A 16,048-nucleotide genomic window follows, 5' to 3' on the forward strand; every position below is an offset into this window, starting at 1 on the left:
GACGCGGCGGGTCCGGGTGGCCGCTCGCGCGGCGGTGCGGTCGCTGCCGCGGGCGGGGGCTCCGGCCTTCCGGCCGGAATGCGCGCCGTTCCGGGTGCGGACGGCCCGTGACGGACACCACGCCCTGGCGGCCCGCCCCCGGCCCCCCGGCCGGGGCGGGCCCCACCCACGTCCCGGGCACCCCGGCCCCGCCCCGGATCTCGGCCGTGCCGGACCCGGGGTTCGTGACAGGGGGGCTGCCGCGTTCCGCCGATGGCGCGGGCAGGCCGGTTTCCGGTCGGTCTGATGCCGGTCGCGTTCCCGCGGTGCCGGACCCCGGGTTCGTGACCGGGGGGCTGCCGCGGTCGGTCGACGGCTCCGGGGCGGCGGGCTCGGGTCGGGTGCCTGCGGTGCCGGACCCCGGGTTCGTGACGGGGAGGCTGCCGCGGTCGGTTGATGGCTCCGGGGCGGCGGGCTCGGGTCGGGTGCCCGCGGGGTCCGATGCCGGGTTCGTGGCCGGCTCGGCGGAGCCGGGGGCCGCCGGGTACCCGGACGGGGACCCCGTGCGCGTCGCGGCGGGCGCTCACCTCGGGCCGGGGCCGGGCGAGGGGCAGGACCTCGGGGGCGGCGGCTCGGCCGCGCCGGTGCGAACCCGGGGGCGTCTCGGCTGCGCCCGCCGCACGGTCGCGCCCCCCGGCGGGAGCCGGCCCGGGCCCGCCGGTGAACCCCCCGCCACCCCCGGCGGGAGCCCCGCGCTGGGAGGGTTCCTGGCGAAGGCCGCCGCCGTCACCGCCGGGCTGACCGCCGCCGGGGCGGTGTTCGGGCTGGTGCGGGACCAGACCATCGCGCACCTCTTCGGAGCCGGCCACGACAGCGACGCCTTCCTGATCGCCTGGACCGTGCCGGAGATGGCCTCGACGCTGCTCATCGAGGACGCCATGGCGCTGCTGATGGTGCCCGCGTTCAGCCACGCCCTCGCCCGGCGGGCCGCCTCCCGGGCAGGCCTCTCGCGCAAGGAGGCCCGCGCGCAGGATCCCGTACGGCTGCTCGTGGGGGCGACCCTGCCGAGGCTCGTGCTGCTGCTGGCCGTCGTCGCGACCGTGCTCGTCGTCGCCGCTCCGGCCGTCGTCGCCGTGCTCGCACCCGGCCTGCCCGATCCCGGACTGGCCGTCCAATGCACCCGGCTGACCGCCCTGACGGTGGTCTCCTTCGGCATCGCCGGATACTTCAGCGCGGCGCTGCGCGCGCACCGCTCCTTCGTACCGCCCGCCGCGATCTACGTCTCGTACAACATCGGCATCATCGGGACGATGGTCGCCCTCCACGCCCTGTGGGGGGTCCGCGCCGCCGCGGCCGGAGTTGCCGTCGGCGGGCTGCTGATGGCGCTCGTCCAACTGCCCGCCTTCATCCGGCACGTCGGCTTCGGCCCGCCCCGGGCCAAGGGCGCGGCCCGCAGCCAGCGCGACCGCGACAGGCCCACCCTCATCGCCTTCGGGCTCATCGCACCCGTGATCTTCTTCGCCGTCTTCCGGCAGTCCCAGGTGCTGGTCGAGAGGTTCCTGGCCGCGTCCCTGCCGCCCGGGGCGATCTCGCACCTGAACTACGCGCAGAAGGTCGCGCAGATGCCGATGGTGCTGTCGCTGATGATCTGCACCGTCACCTTCCCCGTCGTCGCCCAGGCCATGGCCGGCGGGGAGCGGGAGAAGGCCCGGCGCCGTGTCGAACAGGACCTGGCGCTGGCCTCGCTCGCCGTGCTCATGGGCAGCGCGCTCGTCATCGGATACGCGCCCCAGATCATCCAAGTGCTGTTCGAGCGGGGCGCCTTCACCCATCAGGACACCCTCGCCACGGCCTCCGTCATGCGGGTGTACGGGCTCGGCCTCCTCGGCCACTGCCTCGTCGGGGCGCTGTCCCGGCCCTTCTTCTCGACCGCCCGGCCCACCTGGTTCCCGGCGCTCGCGATGGGCGCCGGGCTCCTCGTCAACATCGTGGCCGGAGCCTTCGCCGTCCGCTGGTGGGGCACCTACGGCATCGCCGCCGCCAACGCGGCCGGCATCACCACGACCGCCGTGCTGCTGCTCACCGGCCTCGGCTCCCGCATCATCGCCATCCAGGTCCGCCGGGTCGCCGTCAGCATCGGACGGCTCGGCGTCGCCGCCGTAGCGGCCTGCGCCACCGGCTGGATCGCCGGGCCCATGATCCCGGACCCGCTGCTCAGCGCCGCGCTGGGCTGCCTGCTGATCCCGGCCATGTTCGGGGCCACCGGCACGGCCATACGCGCCCTCGAAGTCACCGCCCTGCCCGGTCAGATCTCCCAGCTCACGCAGAGGTTCCGCAAAAATGTCCGCTGACACCGACACGGCACCCGCCGCCGTGGTGGACCCCGCCCGCCGGACCGCCTCGCCGTGGGTCCTGATGTACCACTCGGTCGCCGAGTTCACCGACCCCGCCGAGGACCCGTACGGGATCACCGTGACGCCCCGTGCGCTGGAGGCCCAGCTGCTGTGGCTGCGCTCCCGGGGCCTGCGCGGGGTGTCCGTCGGCGAACTGCTGCGGGCCCGCGCGGCGGGGCGCGGCGCCGGCCTGGTCGGGCTGACCTTCGACGACGGCTACACCGACTTCCTGACCCAGGCGCTGCCGCTGCTGCGCCGGTACGACTGCACCGCCACCCTCTTCGTGCTGCCGGGGCGGCTCGGCGTGGACAACGTGTGGGACCCGCTGGGGCCGCGCAAGTCCCTGCTCACCGCCGAGGGCATCCGCGAAGTCGCCGCGTCCGGGCAGGAGATCGGCTCGCACGGGCTGCTCCACCAGGACCTCACCGCGGCCGCCGACGACGTGCTCCAGCAGGAGCTGCGGGGCAGCCGCGACCTGCTGCGCGAGCTGACCGGGACGCTGCCGGAGGGCTTCTGCTACCCGTACGGGCACCTCGACGAGCGGGTCGTCGAGGCGACCCGGGCCGCCGGGTACGGGTACGCCTGCGCCATCGACCCCGGGCGGCTCGCCGGCCGGCACGCGCTGCCGCGGACCCACGTCAGCCAGGCCGACGGCGGGGCGCGGCTGCGCGTGAAGCAGCTGCGGCACCAGGTGCGGGGGCTCCGGAGGGTGGTCCTGCCGTGAAGGCCCTGCACATCATCACGGGACTCGGTGTCGGCGGTGCCGAGCAGCAACTGCGGCTGCTGCTGCGGCACATGCCGATGCGGTGCGACGTCCTGACGCTGACCAACCCGGGGCCGGTGGCCGAGGGGCTGCGCGCCGACGGGGTCCGGGTCGTGCACCTGGGCATGCACGGCAACCGGGACCTTGGGGCGCTGCCGAAGCTGGTGCGGTTCGTCCGGCGCGGCCGGTACGACCTCGTGCACACCCACCTCTACCGGGCCTGCGTGTACGGGCGCCTCGCGGCGCGGCTCGCGGGCGTCGGGGCGACCGTGGCCACCGAACACTCCCTCGGAGAAGGGGAGATCGAGGGGCGGCCGCTGACGGCCGGGGTGCGGGCGCTGTACCTGGCGAGTGAGCGGCTGGGCGCGGCGACGGTCGCGGTGTCCGACACGGTCGCCGCCCGGCTGGAGGCGTGGGGGGTGCCGGCCGCGCGGGTGCACGTGGTCCCGAACGGGATCGAGGCCGTCCGCTTCCGCTTCGAGGAGGGCGTGCGGCGCGGGACGCGGGCCCGGACCGGGCTGCCGGAACGGGCCTTCGTGGTCGGCGGGGTCGGGCGGCTGGTGCCGGGCAAGCGGTTCGACGTACTGGTACGGGCGGTGGCGGCGCTGCCGGGGGCGCACCTGCTGCTGGCGGGGGACGGGCCGGAGCGGGCCGCGTTGCGCCGGCTGGCGGCGGAGCTCGGCGCGCAGAGCCGGATCCACCTGCTGGGGGAGCGGGACCCGCTGGGCGACAGCGCGGACGGTCGCACGCCGGGGATCCCCGCGCTGCTCGCCGCCATGGACGTCTTCGTTTCCCCTTCGCGGGAGGAGGCGTTCGGGCTGGCGGTCGTCGAGGCGCTCGCCGCCGGGCTCCCCGTCCTCCACGTGACCTGCCCGGCCATCGACGACCTGCCGGCCGCGCAGGCCCCCGGGGCGCGGCGGATCGGCACCGGCACGGAGGAGCTCGTCGCGGCGCTCCGGGGGCACATGGAGGCGGGCGCCAAGCGGCTGCCGCCGCCGCCGGTGGTCCGCCGCTACGACATCGCCCGCAGCGCGCGGCAACTCCTCGACGTGTACGACCTGGCCCTCGGCACGGCGGCCCCCCGGGGCGCCGCCCCGGGCCCCGGCGGGCCGGGGGTGGGCGGCGTGGCGCCGGACCGGCTCGGCGCCGGGCCCTCCCGGGGCGCTGCCCCGGACCCCGCGCCTCAAGCGCCGGTGGGGCTGGATGTGCCTGGCCCGGGTCTCGCGGCGCAGGCGGTGGCGGGGCTGCAGGTGGGTCCGGCCGCGGCGCTGGGGAAGCCGGACCGGCTCGGCCCCGGGGGCCCCCGGGGCGCTGCCCCGGACCCGGCGCCTCAAGCGCCGGTGGGACTGGAGGTGGGCGGGCCCGGGCTCGTGGTGCGGGCGCCGGTGGGGGCGGGCCTGCGCCCGGGGGACCCGGGCATCGGGGTGCGGCAGCCGGAACCCGCAACGGCGTGCACGCCGACTCTCAGCCAGGGCGCGGCCCCGGTGCCGGTCGGCGCCGGAGGCGCCGGGCCGGAGGCCGGCGCGACCACGCCGCCCGGGCCCGACCCGGAGGCAGGGCCGGCGGCGGCCCCCGAACAGGCCGGCAGCGGTTGACCGTTCCCCGGCAGCTCTCCGCAGGGGGCCCGGCAGGGCCCATGGGAACTTCCCTCGATACAGGAAGCGAGCGCACGCTCATGGCAGACACCGTTGATCAGAAGAAGTCCGACCGCCACCGCTCCGAGCGACGCCGCCTTCGGCGGCCACGGCCGCCCGCCTGGTGGCCGCTGCCCGTCTGCGCGGTGCTGGGGCTGGCCGCGGGCGGGGCGTACGGGGTGCTCAAGGCGCCCGAGTACGCCGCCACCAGCTACGTCGTCGCCGTCCCGGACGACACCACCGAGCCCGCCACCGCCCTCGGCTTCGCGCAGGCGTACGCCCGTATCGCCACCAGCAGCTCCACCCTCGCCTACGCTCAGCCCCGCGCCGGCATCGCCGTCCGGAAGCTGCGGACCCAGGTGCGGGCCGAGACCTCCCCCGAGTCCCCGATGATCGCCATCACCGGTACCTCGAAGAGCCCCTCCGAGGCCGCCGACATCGCGAACGCCGTCGCCGACGCGCTCTCGCTGAGCAGCAACCAGGCCGCCAAGAACACCGGTGTGCAGCTGCTCCTCTTCAACCAGGCCGTGGCCCCGACCGACCCCGCCTCCCCGTCCGCCGCCATCAGCGGCGCCGTCGGGCTGTGCGCCGGAGGTCTGCTCGGCGGGCTGTGGCTGCTCGCCCGGCCCGGCCGCCGCAAGGACGCGGAAGGGGAACCACAGCCGGTCGTCGAGGAGTACCCCTCGCTTCCCGCGCAGGGTGAGCACGCCGAGACCAAGGAGAAGGAGTCCGTGCGATGACCCAGGGCTCCGCAGGACAGCCCTTGACGGTGACCCTGTGCCGCGACCCCCGGCAGTTCGCCGTGCTGGAGGAGCCGTGGAACCGGCTCGTCCGCGCCTGCCCCACCGCCACCCCCTTCCAGACCCACGCCTGGCTGCACTCCTGGTGGCTGTCGTACGGGAAGGACGGCCGGCTGCGGCTCGTCCTCGTGCGGCGCGGCGAGGAACTGGTCGGCGCGGCCGCGCTGATGCTCGTCCACCGGCCGCTGCCGCTGCTGGTGCCGCTCGGCGGTCCCATCAGCGACTACTTCGACGTGCTCGTGGCCGCCGAGTACGCCGACCAGGTCGTCCCGGTTCTGGCCCACGGGCTGCACCGGGCTGCCCGGGGCGCGGTCGTCGACCTGCGGGAGGTCCGCCCCGGGGCCGCGGTCGAGCAGCTGTACAAGCACTGGCCCGGGACCGGCGCCAGGCTCACCGACTCCACCTGCATGGAACTGCCCGCGCTGCCCATCGACGAGCTGGTCAAGCGGATGCCGGCCTCCGGCGCCCAGCGGGTCCGGGCCAAGCTGCGCAAGACCGACGCGGCCGGGATCGAGGACCACGAGGCCACCGAGCAGGAAGTGCCGCGTGCGGTACGGCACTTGCTGCGGCTGCACGAGAAGCAGTGGCGCGGACGCGGGGTTACTCCCGAACACCTGAAGCCGCGCTTCGCCGAGCACCTGACCCGGGCCACCCGGCGGATGGTGCGGACGGGGGAGGCCCGGCTGACGGAGTTCCGCCTGGACGGGAAGGTGGTGGCGGCCAACGTCACGCTGCTGTCGGCCGGGCTGAGCGGCGGCTACCTCTACGGGGCCGACCCGGACCTGCGGGCGCGGAAGGTGGACGTGGCGACGCTGCTGCTGCGCCACGATTCCGGGCACGCCCTGGCCGACGGCCGCCCGGTGGTGAGCTTCCTGCGCGGCAACGAGCCGTACAAGAACCACTGGAGGCCCGAGAGGGTCGTCAACCAGAGGTTCCTGCTGGCCACGACCGCGCTCGCGCCCCTGCTGCGACTGCACGAGTCGCAGGTGGCGGGGCGCGAGCGGGCGGTGGACGCGCTGCGGGAGGCGCTGCCGGCCGCCAGGGACTGGCGGGCGCGGCTCAACGAACTGCGGGTGAGATGACCCGACTAGAAGGGCCAGTAGCCGGAGTCCTTGCCCCAGTCGACCTTGACGCAGACGGACTGCTTGCCGACCAGCTTGGAGAGCCACTCGCCGAAGTTGAGCGGCACGCACCACTGCTTGCTGTTGGTCGGCTGGGCGGGCGGCTCGGGCGTGGGCTTCGGCGAGGCCGAGGCGGCCGGCGTGGGCTCGGGCTTCGGTACGAGCGGGCTCGGCGCGACGGGCGAGGGCGTCGGGCTCGGAGTGACCTCTGGCTTGGGTTCCGGCGTGACTTCCGGCTTGGGTTCGGGCGTGACTGCCGGTGTGGGGTCGGGCGTGAGTTCGGGCTTGGGTTCCGGTGTCGGGACGAGGGGGCTCGGGCTGACCGGCAGCGTGGGCTTCGGGGTGGGGACGACCGGGCTCGGTGTGGCCTCGGGGGTGGCCTCGGGGGTCGGGCCGGCCGGGCTCGGGGTGGCCTCGGGCGTGGGCTCCGGCGTCGGGGACACCGGGGAGGGCTTGGGGACGTCGGGCGTCGGCACCTGCGGGGTCGGCACCTGCGGTGTGGGGACCTGCGGGGTCGGCACCTGCGGCGTCGGGACGACGGGCGTGGGGACGACCGGGGTGGGTACGACGGGGGTCGGGACCACCGGCGTCGGCACGACCGGGGTCGGGATCACCGGGCCGGGCTTCTCCGGGGTCAGGGCCTCGCGGAAGGCCTTCGACGACTCGGGGTTCTGCTTGCACTGCCACACGCCGTGCGGGCAGTAGTCGGTGATGGTGTGGTAGAGCGGTTTGTGCCGCTCGATCCACTGCAGCATGCGCCGCACGTACTCCGGATTGTCCCCGTGCCGGAACAGTCCCCACTCCGGATACGAGATCTCCTTGCCGTGTGCTTCTGCGAAGTCAACGTGCTGCTGGAGCCCGTACGGCTGGGTGACCTGGTCGTCGAAGGTCCGGCCGGGAGCCTGGTCGTACGAATCCATGCCGATGATGTCGACCACGTCGTCGCCGGGGTAGCACCGGGTCCAGCCGATCGCGTCCGTACCCCTGTTCGGCGCGAAGTCGAACTTGAACCGCTGGCCGGGAACGGAGCGCATCGCGGTGACGGCGCGCTTCCAGTACGCCTTCCAGTTCTCCGGGTCCGGCCCGCAGCGGTGGGTGTAGGTGACGCCGTTCATCTCCCAGCCGAGCACGATCACCGTGTCCGGGACGCCCAGCGACACCAGCCGCTCGGCGAGCCTGCGGAAGTGCAGGTCGTGGTCGCCGCGCGCGCCCGCCCTGATCAGCCGGGCGACCTGGGCGTCGGGCACCCGGGCCTCGTTGCGCTCCTGCATGGGGACGTTGAGCACGAACATCCGGTCGGGCCGGGCCAGGCGCCACGCGGCCCAGTCGGCCAGGAAGGAGACCCGTCCCTCGATGCCCGCCCACTGGTCGCCGGGCAGGTAGGTGTGACCCACCCGGATCTCCTTGCCGCCCAGCCAGTTCGACAGGTACGGGATCCGGGCCACCCCGGGCGGTCCGTAGTCGAGGTAGGCGCCCATGGCGATGTCGGTGTGGCCGGACGAGTCCTTCCCGGGCGCCGAGACGGCGGCGCCGGTGGCGAGCAGTCCGGCCGTGACCGTACCGATACAGGTGCGCGCCAGTCGGCGGCGTGGTCTGCGCATGGCGTCTCCCGGGCTTTCCCGAATCGGTGTGCTTACCAAAGACGTTAGGCATCACATCTGACGAATGGCCTGTCCGGTGACGGCCACCTAGGCCATTCGCATCTGCGCATCACCACCCGCTTGGTCCGACTAGGTGAAAGACACCGCTGCCATGTACGAGTTCGCCGGCCATGTGCCCGCTGTTGTGCTCAGACTCGACCGGAATCCGTTTCACCACGGAACCCTTGGCGCCGTCAGATCCCTTGGCCGCAAGGGCGTGGAGGTCCATGCAGTCGTCGAGGCCGGGGGAGGTCCCATGGGGCGTTCGCGGTACCTGCGCGCCGTGCATCCCGGGCCGGCCGGCCGACTGGACCCGGAGGCGCCGGGGCCGCTGCTGGAGTGCCTGACCGGGGTGTCGGAGCGGATCGGGCGGCCGGCGGTGCTCATCGCCATGGACGATCTGAGCGCGATCGCCGTGGCGCGGATCGCGCCGGTGCTCGGCGGCCGGTTCCGGATTCCCCATCAGCCCGACAACCTGCCCGCCCGGGTCGCGGACAAGGCCGAGTTGGCGAGGCTCTGCGCGCGGTGGGACGTCCCGCACCCGGAGACGGCGGTGCCGCGGAGCGGGGCCGAGGCGGCGCGGGCCGCGTGGCGGCTGGGCCTGCCGCTGGTGGCCAAGTGGAGCAGGCCGTGGCTGCTGCCCGCCGGGGGAGAGGGGCTGCGGAGCACCACGCTCGTACGCACCACCGCCGAGGCGGCGCGGCTGTACGAACGCTCCGCCGAGGCCGGGAGCGCGCTGCTGCTCCAGCGGTTCCTTCCGGCCGGGCCGGACACCGACTGGTTCTTCCACGGCGCCTTCGCCCGGGGCGGGCGTCCGCTGCTCGCGGGGTCGGGCCGCAAGGAGCTGTCCTGGCCGCTGCGGACGGGGCTGACGGCGGTCGGCCGCTGGCTGCCGGATCCGGCCGTGGAGGAGGCGGGGCTGCGGCTCGCCGAACGGCTCGGCTACCAGGGGATCCTGGACCTGGACTTCCGGCGGGACGAGCGGGGCGTCTTCCGGCTCGTGGACTTCAACCCGCGCCCGGGCGCGCAGTTCCGGCTGTTCGTCGATGCGGCCGGGCTGGACGTCGTACAGGCGATGTACCTGGATCTGACGGGCCAGCGGGTGCCGGAGCCGGTGGGCGGCCCCGGCCGGGTGTTCGTCGCGGAGAACTACGCGCTGCTGGCGGCCCTCCGGGGCGTCCGTGGCGGCGCGGGGCGCCTCCCGGCGGGCCGTGCGGCGTCCCCTGCGGTGGGGCCTGCGGCGTCCCCTGCCGTGGGGCCCGCGGCGCGAGCGGTGGTGGGGCTGGAGGTGGGTCCGGCCGCGGTGCCGGGGAAGCCGGACCGGCTCGGCGCCGAGGGCCCCCGGGGCTCCGCCCCGGACCCCGCGCCCCCAACGCCGGCGGGGCCGGATCTGCCCGGCCCGGGCGTGGCCCGCAGGGCGGGCGCGACCCCGCCCGGGGGCCCCGGCAGGTCGGCCGGGCCGGTGCGGGTGGTGCCGAAGGTGCGGCGGGCGGGGGTCGAGGCGGCCTGGTTCGCCGCCGACGACCCGGTGCCGTTCGTGGCGATGGCCGGGGCCTTCCTCGGGCGCGGATTCGGCAAGGGCGTGCGAGCCCTGCGCGGCGTGCCCGGGCAGGGCCGGCGGGCAGCGCTCGCGGCGGCCCGGGCGCCGCGCCAGCGGGGACGGGACCAGCCGGAGCCGGCGGAGCTCGCCCGACCCGGCCCGCCGGGGGCGTCGGCTGAGCCGGACGAGTTGGTGACACGTTGACCGGGCTCGCCCGCCGGGCGCGCGCTGCCGGCGGCGCGCGGGAGCGGCTGCGGCCGATGCCGGGCGGGCCCGGCCCCGGCCCGGGGCCCGGCCCCGGTGCCGCGGCGGACCGGGCCGGGGCGGTGCCCATCGAGCAGGAGGAGTGGCCGTGACGCGGATGAGTGATCTCGTGGTGGTCGGCGCGGGTCCGTACGGGCTGTCGATCGCAGCCCACGCGGCCGGCGCGGGGCTCGACGTACGGCTGCTCGGGCGGCCCATGGCCTCCTGGCGCGACCACATGCCCGACGGGATGTACCTGAAGTCGGAGCCCTGGTCGTCCAACCTCTCCGCGCCGGACGGCCGGCACACCCTGGCCGACTACTGCGCCACCCGCGGACTGCGTGCGGAACACGGCACTCCGCTGCCGATCGGCACGTTCAGCTCGTACGGGATGTGGTTCGCCCGGCACGCCGCGCCCGAGGTGGAGGAGGTGACCGTCACGGAGGTGACCCCGCAGGGCGACGGCTTCCGCGTCCGCACCGCCGAGGGGCCGCCGCTGCTCGCCCGTACGGTGGCCGTCGCGGTCGGTGTGATGCCCTTCGTCCACCTCCCCCCGGCCCTGCGGGACCTCCCGCCCGGCCACTGCTCGCACAGCAGCGGCCACCGGGACCTGGCCGGCTTCGCCGGCCAGGAGGTCGCCGTGCTCGGGGCCGGGCAGGCGGCGCTGGAGACCGCCGCTCTGCTGGCCGAGCAGGGCGCCCGGCCGTGCCTGGTCGCCCGGCGCGCCCGGCTGAACTGGAACACGGTGCCGCAGCCCCTGAGCCGCCCCCCGCTGCGCGCCCTGCGCGATCCGCACAGCGGGCTCGGCACCGGCTGGCGCAGCTGGGTGTGGTCGGAGCTGCCCTGGGCGGTGCGCGGGCTGCCCGCGCAGTCCAGGGAGCGGATCGCGGCGACCGCGCTGGGCCCGGCCGGGGCCTGGTGGCTGCGGGAGCGCTTCGAGCGGCGCGTGCCCGTCATGCTCGGGCACGAACTGCACCGGGCGGTGGCCGTGGGCGGGCGGACCAGGCTCGGGCTGACCACCAGGTCCGGCGAATCGGTGGTCCTGGACACCGCGCACGTCATCGCCGCCACCGGTTTCGCCCCGGACCTGGGTCGGCTGGAGCTGCTCGACGCGGGCCTGCGGGCCGCGCTGGCGACCGTAGGGGAGACCGCGACGCCGGAGCTCAGCCCCGGTTTCGAGTCCTCGTGGCCGGGGCTGTTCTTCGCGGGGCTGCTGACTGCTCCCTCATTCGGCCCTTCCATGCGATTCGTGCACGGTGCGGGCTTCACGGCGGGGAGACTGGTGAGAGGAGTCCGCAAGCGTCTCGGCGCCGGGCGTCTCTTGCCGGGCGCGAGAGCCATCGCGCCCCGCAGGGCCGCCACCGGGCATCCGGGGACGTATCTGCGGTGAGAGACGGAACTGCGGGTGAGAGGGGTCTGCGATGAGCGCGGAGCGAGCACAGGGCCGTGGCTGGGTGCGGATCCCCGCCAGCCGCGGGGAACAGCCGGCGGCGGCCAGGACCGCCGGGCACGACCCTGCCCGGGCCCCGGCCGGATCCGCGGCCGCGTCCCCGCACCGGGCCCCGGCCGGATCCGGGTACGGATCCACGTACCCGTCCGCCTACCAGCCGGGGGCCGTCGCCGACCAGGCCACGATCTACCTCACCCTCGTCAACCGCTGGCGGGAGGCCGGGCGCACGCTTCCGGGGCATCCTGACGAGGAGTGGGAGCGGCTCATCTCCCAGCCGTGCTGGCCCGGCCGTTAGGTGGTGTGAGTCTTGGCAGCGGCGCAGCAGGACGGACCCGAGCGGGACCGGCGGCGCGACGGGCGCCCCCCGGCGACCGGGCCGGGCGAGCGGCTCGCGCTGAACGGCATGGGCAGCTTCGAGTGGGACCTGGGCGCCGGGACGATGGTGCTCGACGAGGCCGGCCTGGCCGTCTTCGACGTGGCGCCGGAGGAGTTCGACGGCACCCCGGAGGGGCTCGGGCTGCGGATCCCGGCCGAGGACGCCGCCCGCCTCAACGAGAGCGTGATCTCGGTCCTGGACGGCGGCGGGGACACCTACGGCTCGTACTTCACGGTGAACCGGCGCGACGGCAGCGACCAGTGGACGCACACCCAGGGCCGGGTGCTGAGGCACCCGGACGGCAGGCCGTACATGATCGTGGGGATCGTCCGGGACGCCACGCCGGAGCTGGCCCACGCCACCCTGCTGCGCAAACTGGAGACGGCGCGCGCCCAGCAGACCACGATCGTGCAGCGGACCACGGAGGCCCTGTCGCGGGCGGTGACCGTCGACGACGTGACGGCCGCGCTGACCGGGGCGGGCGCCCTGGAGCGGCTCGGCGCGGACGGGCTGGCGCTCGGCCTCGTCGAAGGCGCCTCCATCAAGATCATCGCGCTGAGCGGGGAATCACTGGAGATCCTCAGCGAGCGCAAGTTCACCCGGCTGGACGGCACGCTCCCGCTGTCGCAGGCGGTGCTCTCCCGGAAGGCACGTTTCGTCACCTCTCTCACCGAGCTCGGCGGCGAGTTCCCGCTGCTCGCCGAGTACCTGGGCCGGATCCACTACGACGCGGCCGCCTACCTGCCGCTGATCGCGCAGGCCAAGGCCATCGGCGGGCTGGTCCTCTTCTACCGGCGGCGCAGCGAGTTCAGCCCCGAGGAGCGCAACCTCTGCCTCGGCCTGGCCGGCATCGTGGCCCAGTCGCTCCAGCGGGCGCTCCTGTTCGACCAGGAGCGGGAGTTCGCCACGGGCCTGCAGGCCGCCATGCTGCCGCGCCGGATCCCCGAGATCACGGGCGGGGAGATCGCGGTCCGCTACCACTCCGCCTGGAGCGGGCGAGAGGTCGGCGGGGACTGGTACGACGTGATCTCGCTGCCCCGCGACCGCGTCGGCCTCGTCGTGGGCGACGTACAGGGCCACGACACGCACGCGGCCGCCATCATGGGCCAGCTCCGCATCGCGCTGAGGGCGTACGCGGGGGAGGGGCACCCGCCGTCCACGGTGCTGGCGCGGGCCTCGCGCTTCCTCGCCGAACTGGACACCGAGCGCTTCGCGACCTGCATGTACGCGCAGGTGGACCTGGAGACCGGAGGCGTACGGGCCGTCCGCGCGGGCCACCTCGGCCCGCTGATCCGGCACACGGACGGGCGTACCGGCTGGCCCAACGTGCGCGGCGGTCTGCCACTGGGGCTGGCCACGGTGTTCGAGCAGGAGGAGTTCCCCGAGACCCGGCTCGACCTGGTCCCCGGCGAGACGCTCGTGCTGTGCACCGACGGGCTCGTCGAGGAGCCCGGGACCGCCATCACCCAGGGCATGGAGGCCCTCGCCCACGCGGTGCGCAGCGGCCCGCAGGGGGCCGGGGCGCTCGCCGACCACCTCTCCGACCGGCTCTGGGAGCGCTGGGGCTCCGGGGACGACGTGGCCCTGCTGGTCCTGCGCCGCGCCCCCGACCCGGGCACCCACCGGGCCCCGCGCATCCACCAGTACGTGCACCAGGCGGATCCCGAGGGGCTCTCGGAGGCCCGGTACGCGCTGCGGCAGGCACTGCGCGACTGGGGCATGCCGGAACTCGCCGACGACGTGGAGCTGGCGGCGGGGGAACTGTTGGTCAACGCCCTCCTGCACACCGACGGCGGGGCGGTGCTGACCATGGAGGTGCTGCCGGAGCCGGTCCGGCGGATCCGGCTGTGGGTCAAGGACCGCTCCAGCGTGTGGCCGCGCCGGCGATCCCCGGGCGAGGCGGCCACCACCGGGCGCGGGCTGCTCCTGGTGGACGCGCTGGCCACGCACTGGGGCGTCGAGTCCCGGGGCGACGGCAAGGCGGTGTGGTGCGAGTTCGACGCGGACGGCAGCCCCCGGAGCGTGGGGTGACCGGTCCGTCACGCCGAGTTGTGGGGTGCCGGGGTCGGGGTGATGATGCGGGCTATGACAGCTTTCGTACCGAACCGGCTCCGCGGGACCATGCCGTGCGCGGGCTGAGCAAGGGCGCGGTGACGGGCATCGTGGCCGCCCTGCTCCTGCTGGCTGCCGGGGTGCCGACGGTCGTGGACTGGACGACGGGACGGCCGCGCGCGGAGCACGGGTGCCAGGCGGTGGCGTTCATGTCGATGACGGACGTCGCGCCCGAGTGCCGGTAGCGGCGGCTACCGGATCACTCGACGGGCGACGGGGCGTGCTCTAGCGGGCGATCAGCCGGATCTCGCGGGTCTCCTCCGCGACCGTGTCGATCGACTTCGGCATCAGGCCGGAGAGCGTGATCTCGTTGAGCCGGACCTCGGCCAGCGCCTCTCCCGGGTGGACGTCCGGGGTGAAGCGGAGCGTGCCCGTGGCGTGCCACTCGTGCTCGGCGCCGTCGCACTGCGCCTCGCCGCCGCCGAACGCCAGGCGGGTGTTGCCCTGGACGACGGCCGCCGCGATCTGCAGGCTCGTCCCCACGAGTGACGGCGCCTCGCAGTGGTAGGTGCCGGAAAGAGTGATCGTGTCGCCCTCGGAAATGTGACCGTACGGCTGTACGGAAATTCCCTGGTCGAAAGAAGTCGCACCTGCCTGGGTGGTGAATACGGCGGTGGCCGCCAGTGCCGAGAGTGCCGCCAGGGCCAGACGGGAGCCGTGAATGCGCATGCGTTCCTCCGGGTGGTCGTAGGGGCGGGAATCCGCCGGAACGAATTGTGCTGGCAGCCGGGCGCGCCCACTCGCTCCCCGTACTCGTGTCGGTGTGTGCAATTGCCCGCTCGGGGGCGTGAGACTGGCCGGAATACGTCCCGAAGGGATCCCGAATGCGCCAGTCCCCCCGTCCGCTCCCCGTCCTCGCCGCCGGCACCCTGCTGCCACTGCTCCTGCTCGCCACCACGGCCTGCGACAGCGTCCCCGAGCGCGCCGCGCTCGCCCCCGCCGCCGTGCCCGCCGTCCCGGTGGACGACGGGGCTCCGGGCGCGGCGGAGGGCTCCGCGCGGACCGGCGCGAAGGTTGCCCATGTGGGTGACTCCCTTCGGGTGCGCGGCCGCCAGGTGGGTCGCCACCTCCAGGTGGTGCTCGGTGCGTACGTGGACCCGGCGATCGGCGTGGAGAAGAACTTCGCCCCGGCCCCCGGGAAGCGGTGGGTGGCCGCCTCGATGTCCTTCGTCAACGTCGGCGGGGACTCGTACGGGGCGCTCGGACGCATGTGGGCGCACGACAGCGCGGGGCAGCGCCACGGGGTGGTGCCCACCGGCGAGCTGACGACCGGCAAACCGCTCGTCTTCGATTCCCTCGCGGTCGGTGAACGGGCAGAGGGGTGGGTGGTGTTCGAAATCCCGGAAAACGCGCGCATCGACCGCCTCCAATACCAGGACGCGAACATGCGGGCGAATTCCGGAGAGGGATTCTGGGCCGTCTAGCCCGCCCGGGTGAAAGGCCGTGAAAGGCTCGGTGGCCGGACCACTAGGGTGCGGCGCATGACTTCTACTCAAGCCGAAATCGACCGGACCCAGCTCGGCACCCTTTCCGTGCTCGCCTGGATCGGCGATCCCGACGAGGCGCACGACATCCCGTACCTCCTCGCCTACACCCTCGGTGACGGCCCGGGCGGCCGGGAGGCCGGCGAGGCGGCGGCCCGCGGGCTGCTGGAGGAGATCGGTCTGCCGATCGGCGACGTCGTCATGGACGGCACCCTCAAGCCGGCCACCTTCCCGGTGCAGATCCTGCTGGAGGGCAACCAGATCGCGCTCACCCTGCCCGGGATGAACGCACGGTGCACCGCCCCCGACGAGTGGGTCGCCGCGGCGGACGAGAGCGGGCAGGCGTACTTCCTCTTCGCCACGCGGGCCTGGCCCGAGGCGGTACCCGGCGAGCCGGTCGCCCCGGAGACCCTGCAGGCGTTCGCGGGCGACGAGGCGGTGCTCACGGGCAGCGCCCACTGCGTCCTCGCGGTGCGACGCCTGCAGAAGTAGCCGCGCCGCGCTCAGCCGTAC

The 16,048-nt window shown here is 75.0% G+C and carries 14 protein-coding genes and 1 pseudogene; 13 read left to right on the forward strand and 2 right to left on the reverse strand.

Features of this window, described 5'->3' with window-relative positions:
- The first annotated feature begins 491 nt into the window (after nt 1-491).
- The 5 genes and pseudogenes from murJ to OG625_RS23120 all read left to right on the forward strand — a co-directional run bounded on the left by murJ (nt 492) and on the right by OG625_RS23120 (nt 6,651).
- Nucleotides 492-2,330, forward strand: a complete 1,839-nt coding sequence (gene murJ / locus OG625_RS23100) for a murein biosynthesis integral membrane protein MurJ (protein WP_329384356.1) — start codon at nt 492-494, stop codon at nt 2,328-2,330.
- Nucleotides 2,320-3,096 (forward strand): polysaccharide deacetylase family protein, encoded by a 777-nt coding sequence (locus tag OG625_RS23105; protein ID WP_329384359.1) that lies wholly within the window; start codon nt 2,320-2,322, stop codon nt 3,094-3,096. The genes murJ and OG625_RS23105 overlap by 11 nt, the downstream gene beginning before the upstream one ends.
- Nucleotides 3,093-4,229: pseudogene (locus OG625_RS23110) on the forward strand (glycosyltransferase); the annotation flags it as partial. The gene OG625_RS23105 and the pseudogene OG625_RS23110, both read left to right, overlap by 4 nt.
- Nucleotides 4,230-4,810: 581 nt before the next feature.
- Nucleotides 4,811-5,509, forward strand: coding sequence for a lipopolysaccharide biosynthesis protein (locus tag OG625_RS23115; RefSeq protein WP_329384362.1), 699 nt, complete (start codon nt 4,811-4,813; stop codon nt 5,507-5,509).
- A complete protein-coding gene (locus OG625_RS23120) occupies nt 5,506-6,651 on the forward strand; it encodes a GNAT family N-acetyltransferase (RefSeq protein ID WP_329384366.1) in 1,146 nt (381 codons plus the stop codon). The genes OG625_RS23115 and OG625_RS23120 overlap by 4 nt, the downstream gene beginning before the upstream one ends.
- Before the next feature lie 5 nt (nt 6,652-6,656).
- On the opposite strand, the gene OG625_RS23125 is transcribed toward OG625_RS23120, so the two are convergent.
- A complete protein-coding gene (locus tag OG625_RS23125; protein WP_329384370.1) occupies nt 6,657-8,291 on the reverse strand; it encodes a glycosyl hydrolase in 1,635 nt (544 codons plus the stop codon).
- 295 nt (nt 8,292-8,586) lie between these two features.
- Here OG625_RS23125 and OG625_RS23130 point away from each other — a divergent pair, with 295 nt between their 5' ends.
- From OG625_RS23130 to OG625_RS23155, 6 genes are all read left to right on the forward strand, one after another.
- Complete coding sequence (locus tag OG625_RS23130) at nt 8,587-10,074, forward strand: carboxylate--amine ligase (RefSeq protein ID WP_329384373.1); 1,488 nt, start codon at nt 8,587-8,589, stop codon at nt 10,072-10,074.
- Nucleotides 10,071-10,226, forward strand: coding sequence for a hypothetical protein (locus OG625_RS23135; RefSeq protein WP_329384376.1), 156 nt, complete (start codon nt 10,071-10,073; stop codon nt 10,224-10,226). The genes OG625_RS23130 and OG625_RS23135 overlap by 4 nt, the downstream gene beginning before the upstream one ends.
- Nucleotides 10,227-10,231: 5 nt before the next feature.
- Nucleotides 10,232-11,503 carry an NAD(P)-binding domain-containing protein gene (locus OG625_RS23140; RefSeq protein WP_329390867.1) on the forward strand — a complete coding sequence of 424 codons (1,272 nt, stop codon included), beginning with the start codon at nt 10,232-10,234 and terminating at the stop codon, nt 11,501-11,503.
- Nucleotides 11,504-11,534: 31 nt separating this feature from the next.
- Nucleotides 11,535-11,858 (forward strand): hypothetical protein, encoded by a 324-nt coding sequence (locus OG625_RS23145; RefSeq protein ID WP_329384380.1) that lies wholly within the window; start codon nt 11,535-11,537, stop codon nt 11,856-11,858.
- Nucleotides 11,859-11,870: 12 nt separating this feature from the next.
- Complete coding sequence (locus OG625_RS23150; RefSeq protein ID WP_443067750.1) at nt 11,871-13,970, forward strand: SpoIIE family protein phosphatase; 2,100 nt, start codon at nt 11,871-11,873, stop codon at nt 13,968-13,970.
- A gap of 95 nt (nt 13,971-14,065) precedes the next feature.
- Entirely contained in the window at nt 14,066-14,236 is a 171-nt protein-coding gene (locus OG625_RS23155; protein WP_329384383.1) for a hypothetical protein, read from the forward strand.
- Nucleotides 14,237-14,276: 40 nt separating this feature from the next.
- On the opposite strand, the gene OG625_RS23160 is transcribed toward OG625_RS23155, so the two are convergent.
- Nucleotides 14,277-14,720 carry a DUF6299 family protein gene (locus OG625_RS23160; protein ID WP_329384385.1) on the reverse strand — a complete coding sequence of 148 codons (444 nt, stop codon included), beginning with the start codon at nt 14,718-14,720 and terminating at the stop codon, nt 14,277-14,279.
- 155 nt (nt 14,721-14,875) lie between these two features.
- Between OG625_RS23160 and OG625_RS23165 the strand changes: the two genes are divergently transcribed.
- Both OG625_RS23165 and OG625_RS23170 read left to right on the forward strand, forming a co-directional pair.
- On the forward strand, nt 14,876-15,475 hold the full coding sequence (locus OG625_RS23165) for a hypothetical protein (RefSeq protein ID WP_329384388.1): 600 nt from the start codon (nt 14,876-14,878) through the stop codon (nt 15,473-15,475).
- A gap of 57 nt (nt 15,476-15,532) precedes the next feature.
- On the forward strand, nt 15,533-16,027 hold the full coding sequence (locus OG625_RS23170) for a DUF5949 family protein (RefSeq protein ID WP_329384390.1): 495 nt from the start codon (nt 15,533-15,535) through the stop codon (nt 16,025-16,027).
- The last annotated feature ends 21 nt before the right edge of the window (nt 16,028-16,048 follow it).

The sequence above is a fragment of the Streptomyces sp. NBC_01351 genome, from assembly GCF_036237315.1.
In the GTDB taxonomy this organism is placed as follows: domain Bacteria; phylum Actinomycetota; class Actinomycetes; order Streptomycetales; family Streptomycetaceae; genus Streptomyces.

What these genes read in the sequence shown, in the direction of transcription:
- OG625_RS23145 (WP_329384380.1), top strand. Translation starts at nt 11,535, where the DNA reads ATGAGCGCGGAGCGAGCACAGGGCCGTGGCTGGGTGCGGATCCCCGCC.
- OG625_RS23165 (WP_329384388.1), top strand. Translation starts at nt 14,876, where the DNA reads ATGCGCCAGTCCCCCCGTCCGCTCCCCGTCCTCGCCGCCGGCACCCTG.
- OG625_RS23120 (WP_329384366.1), top strand. Translation starts at nt 5,506, where the DNA reads ATGACCCAGGGCTCCGCAGGACAGCCCTTGACGGTGACCCTGTGCCGC.
- OG625_RS23130 (WP_329384373.1), top strand. Translation starts at nt 8,587, where the DNA reads ATGGGGCGTTCGCGGTACCTGCGCGCCGTGCATCCCGGGCCGGCCGGC.
- OG625_RS23105 (WP_329384359.1), top strand. Translation starts at nt 2,320, where the DNA reads ATGTCCGCTGACACCGACACGGCACCCGCCGCCGTGGTGGACCCCGCC.
- OG625_RS23170 (WP_329384390.1), top strand. Translation starts at nt 15,533, where the DNA reads ATGACTTCTACTCAAGCCGAAATCGACCGGACCCAGCTCGGCACCCTT.
- OG625_RS23115 (WP_329384362.1), top strand. Translation starts at nt 4,811, where the DNA reads ATGGCAGACACCGTTGATCAGAAGAAGTCCGACCGCCACCGCTCCGAG.
- OG625_RS23160 (WP_329384385.1), bottom strand. Translation starts at nt 14,720, where the DNA reads ATGCGCATTCACGGCTCCCGTCTGGCCCTGGCGGCACTCTCGGCACTG.
- OG625_RS23140 (WP_329390867.1), top strand. Translation starts at nt 10,232, where the DNA reads ATGAGTGATCTCGTGGTGGTCGGCGCGGGTCCGTACGGGCTGTCGATC.
- OG625_RS23125 (WP_329384370.1), bottom strand. Translation starts at nt 8,291, where the DNA reads ATGCGCAGACCACGCCGCCGACTGGCGCGCACCTGTATCGGTACGGTC.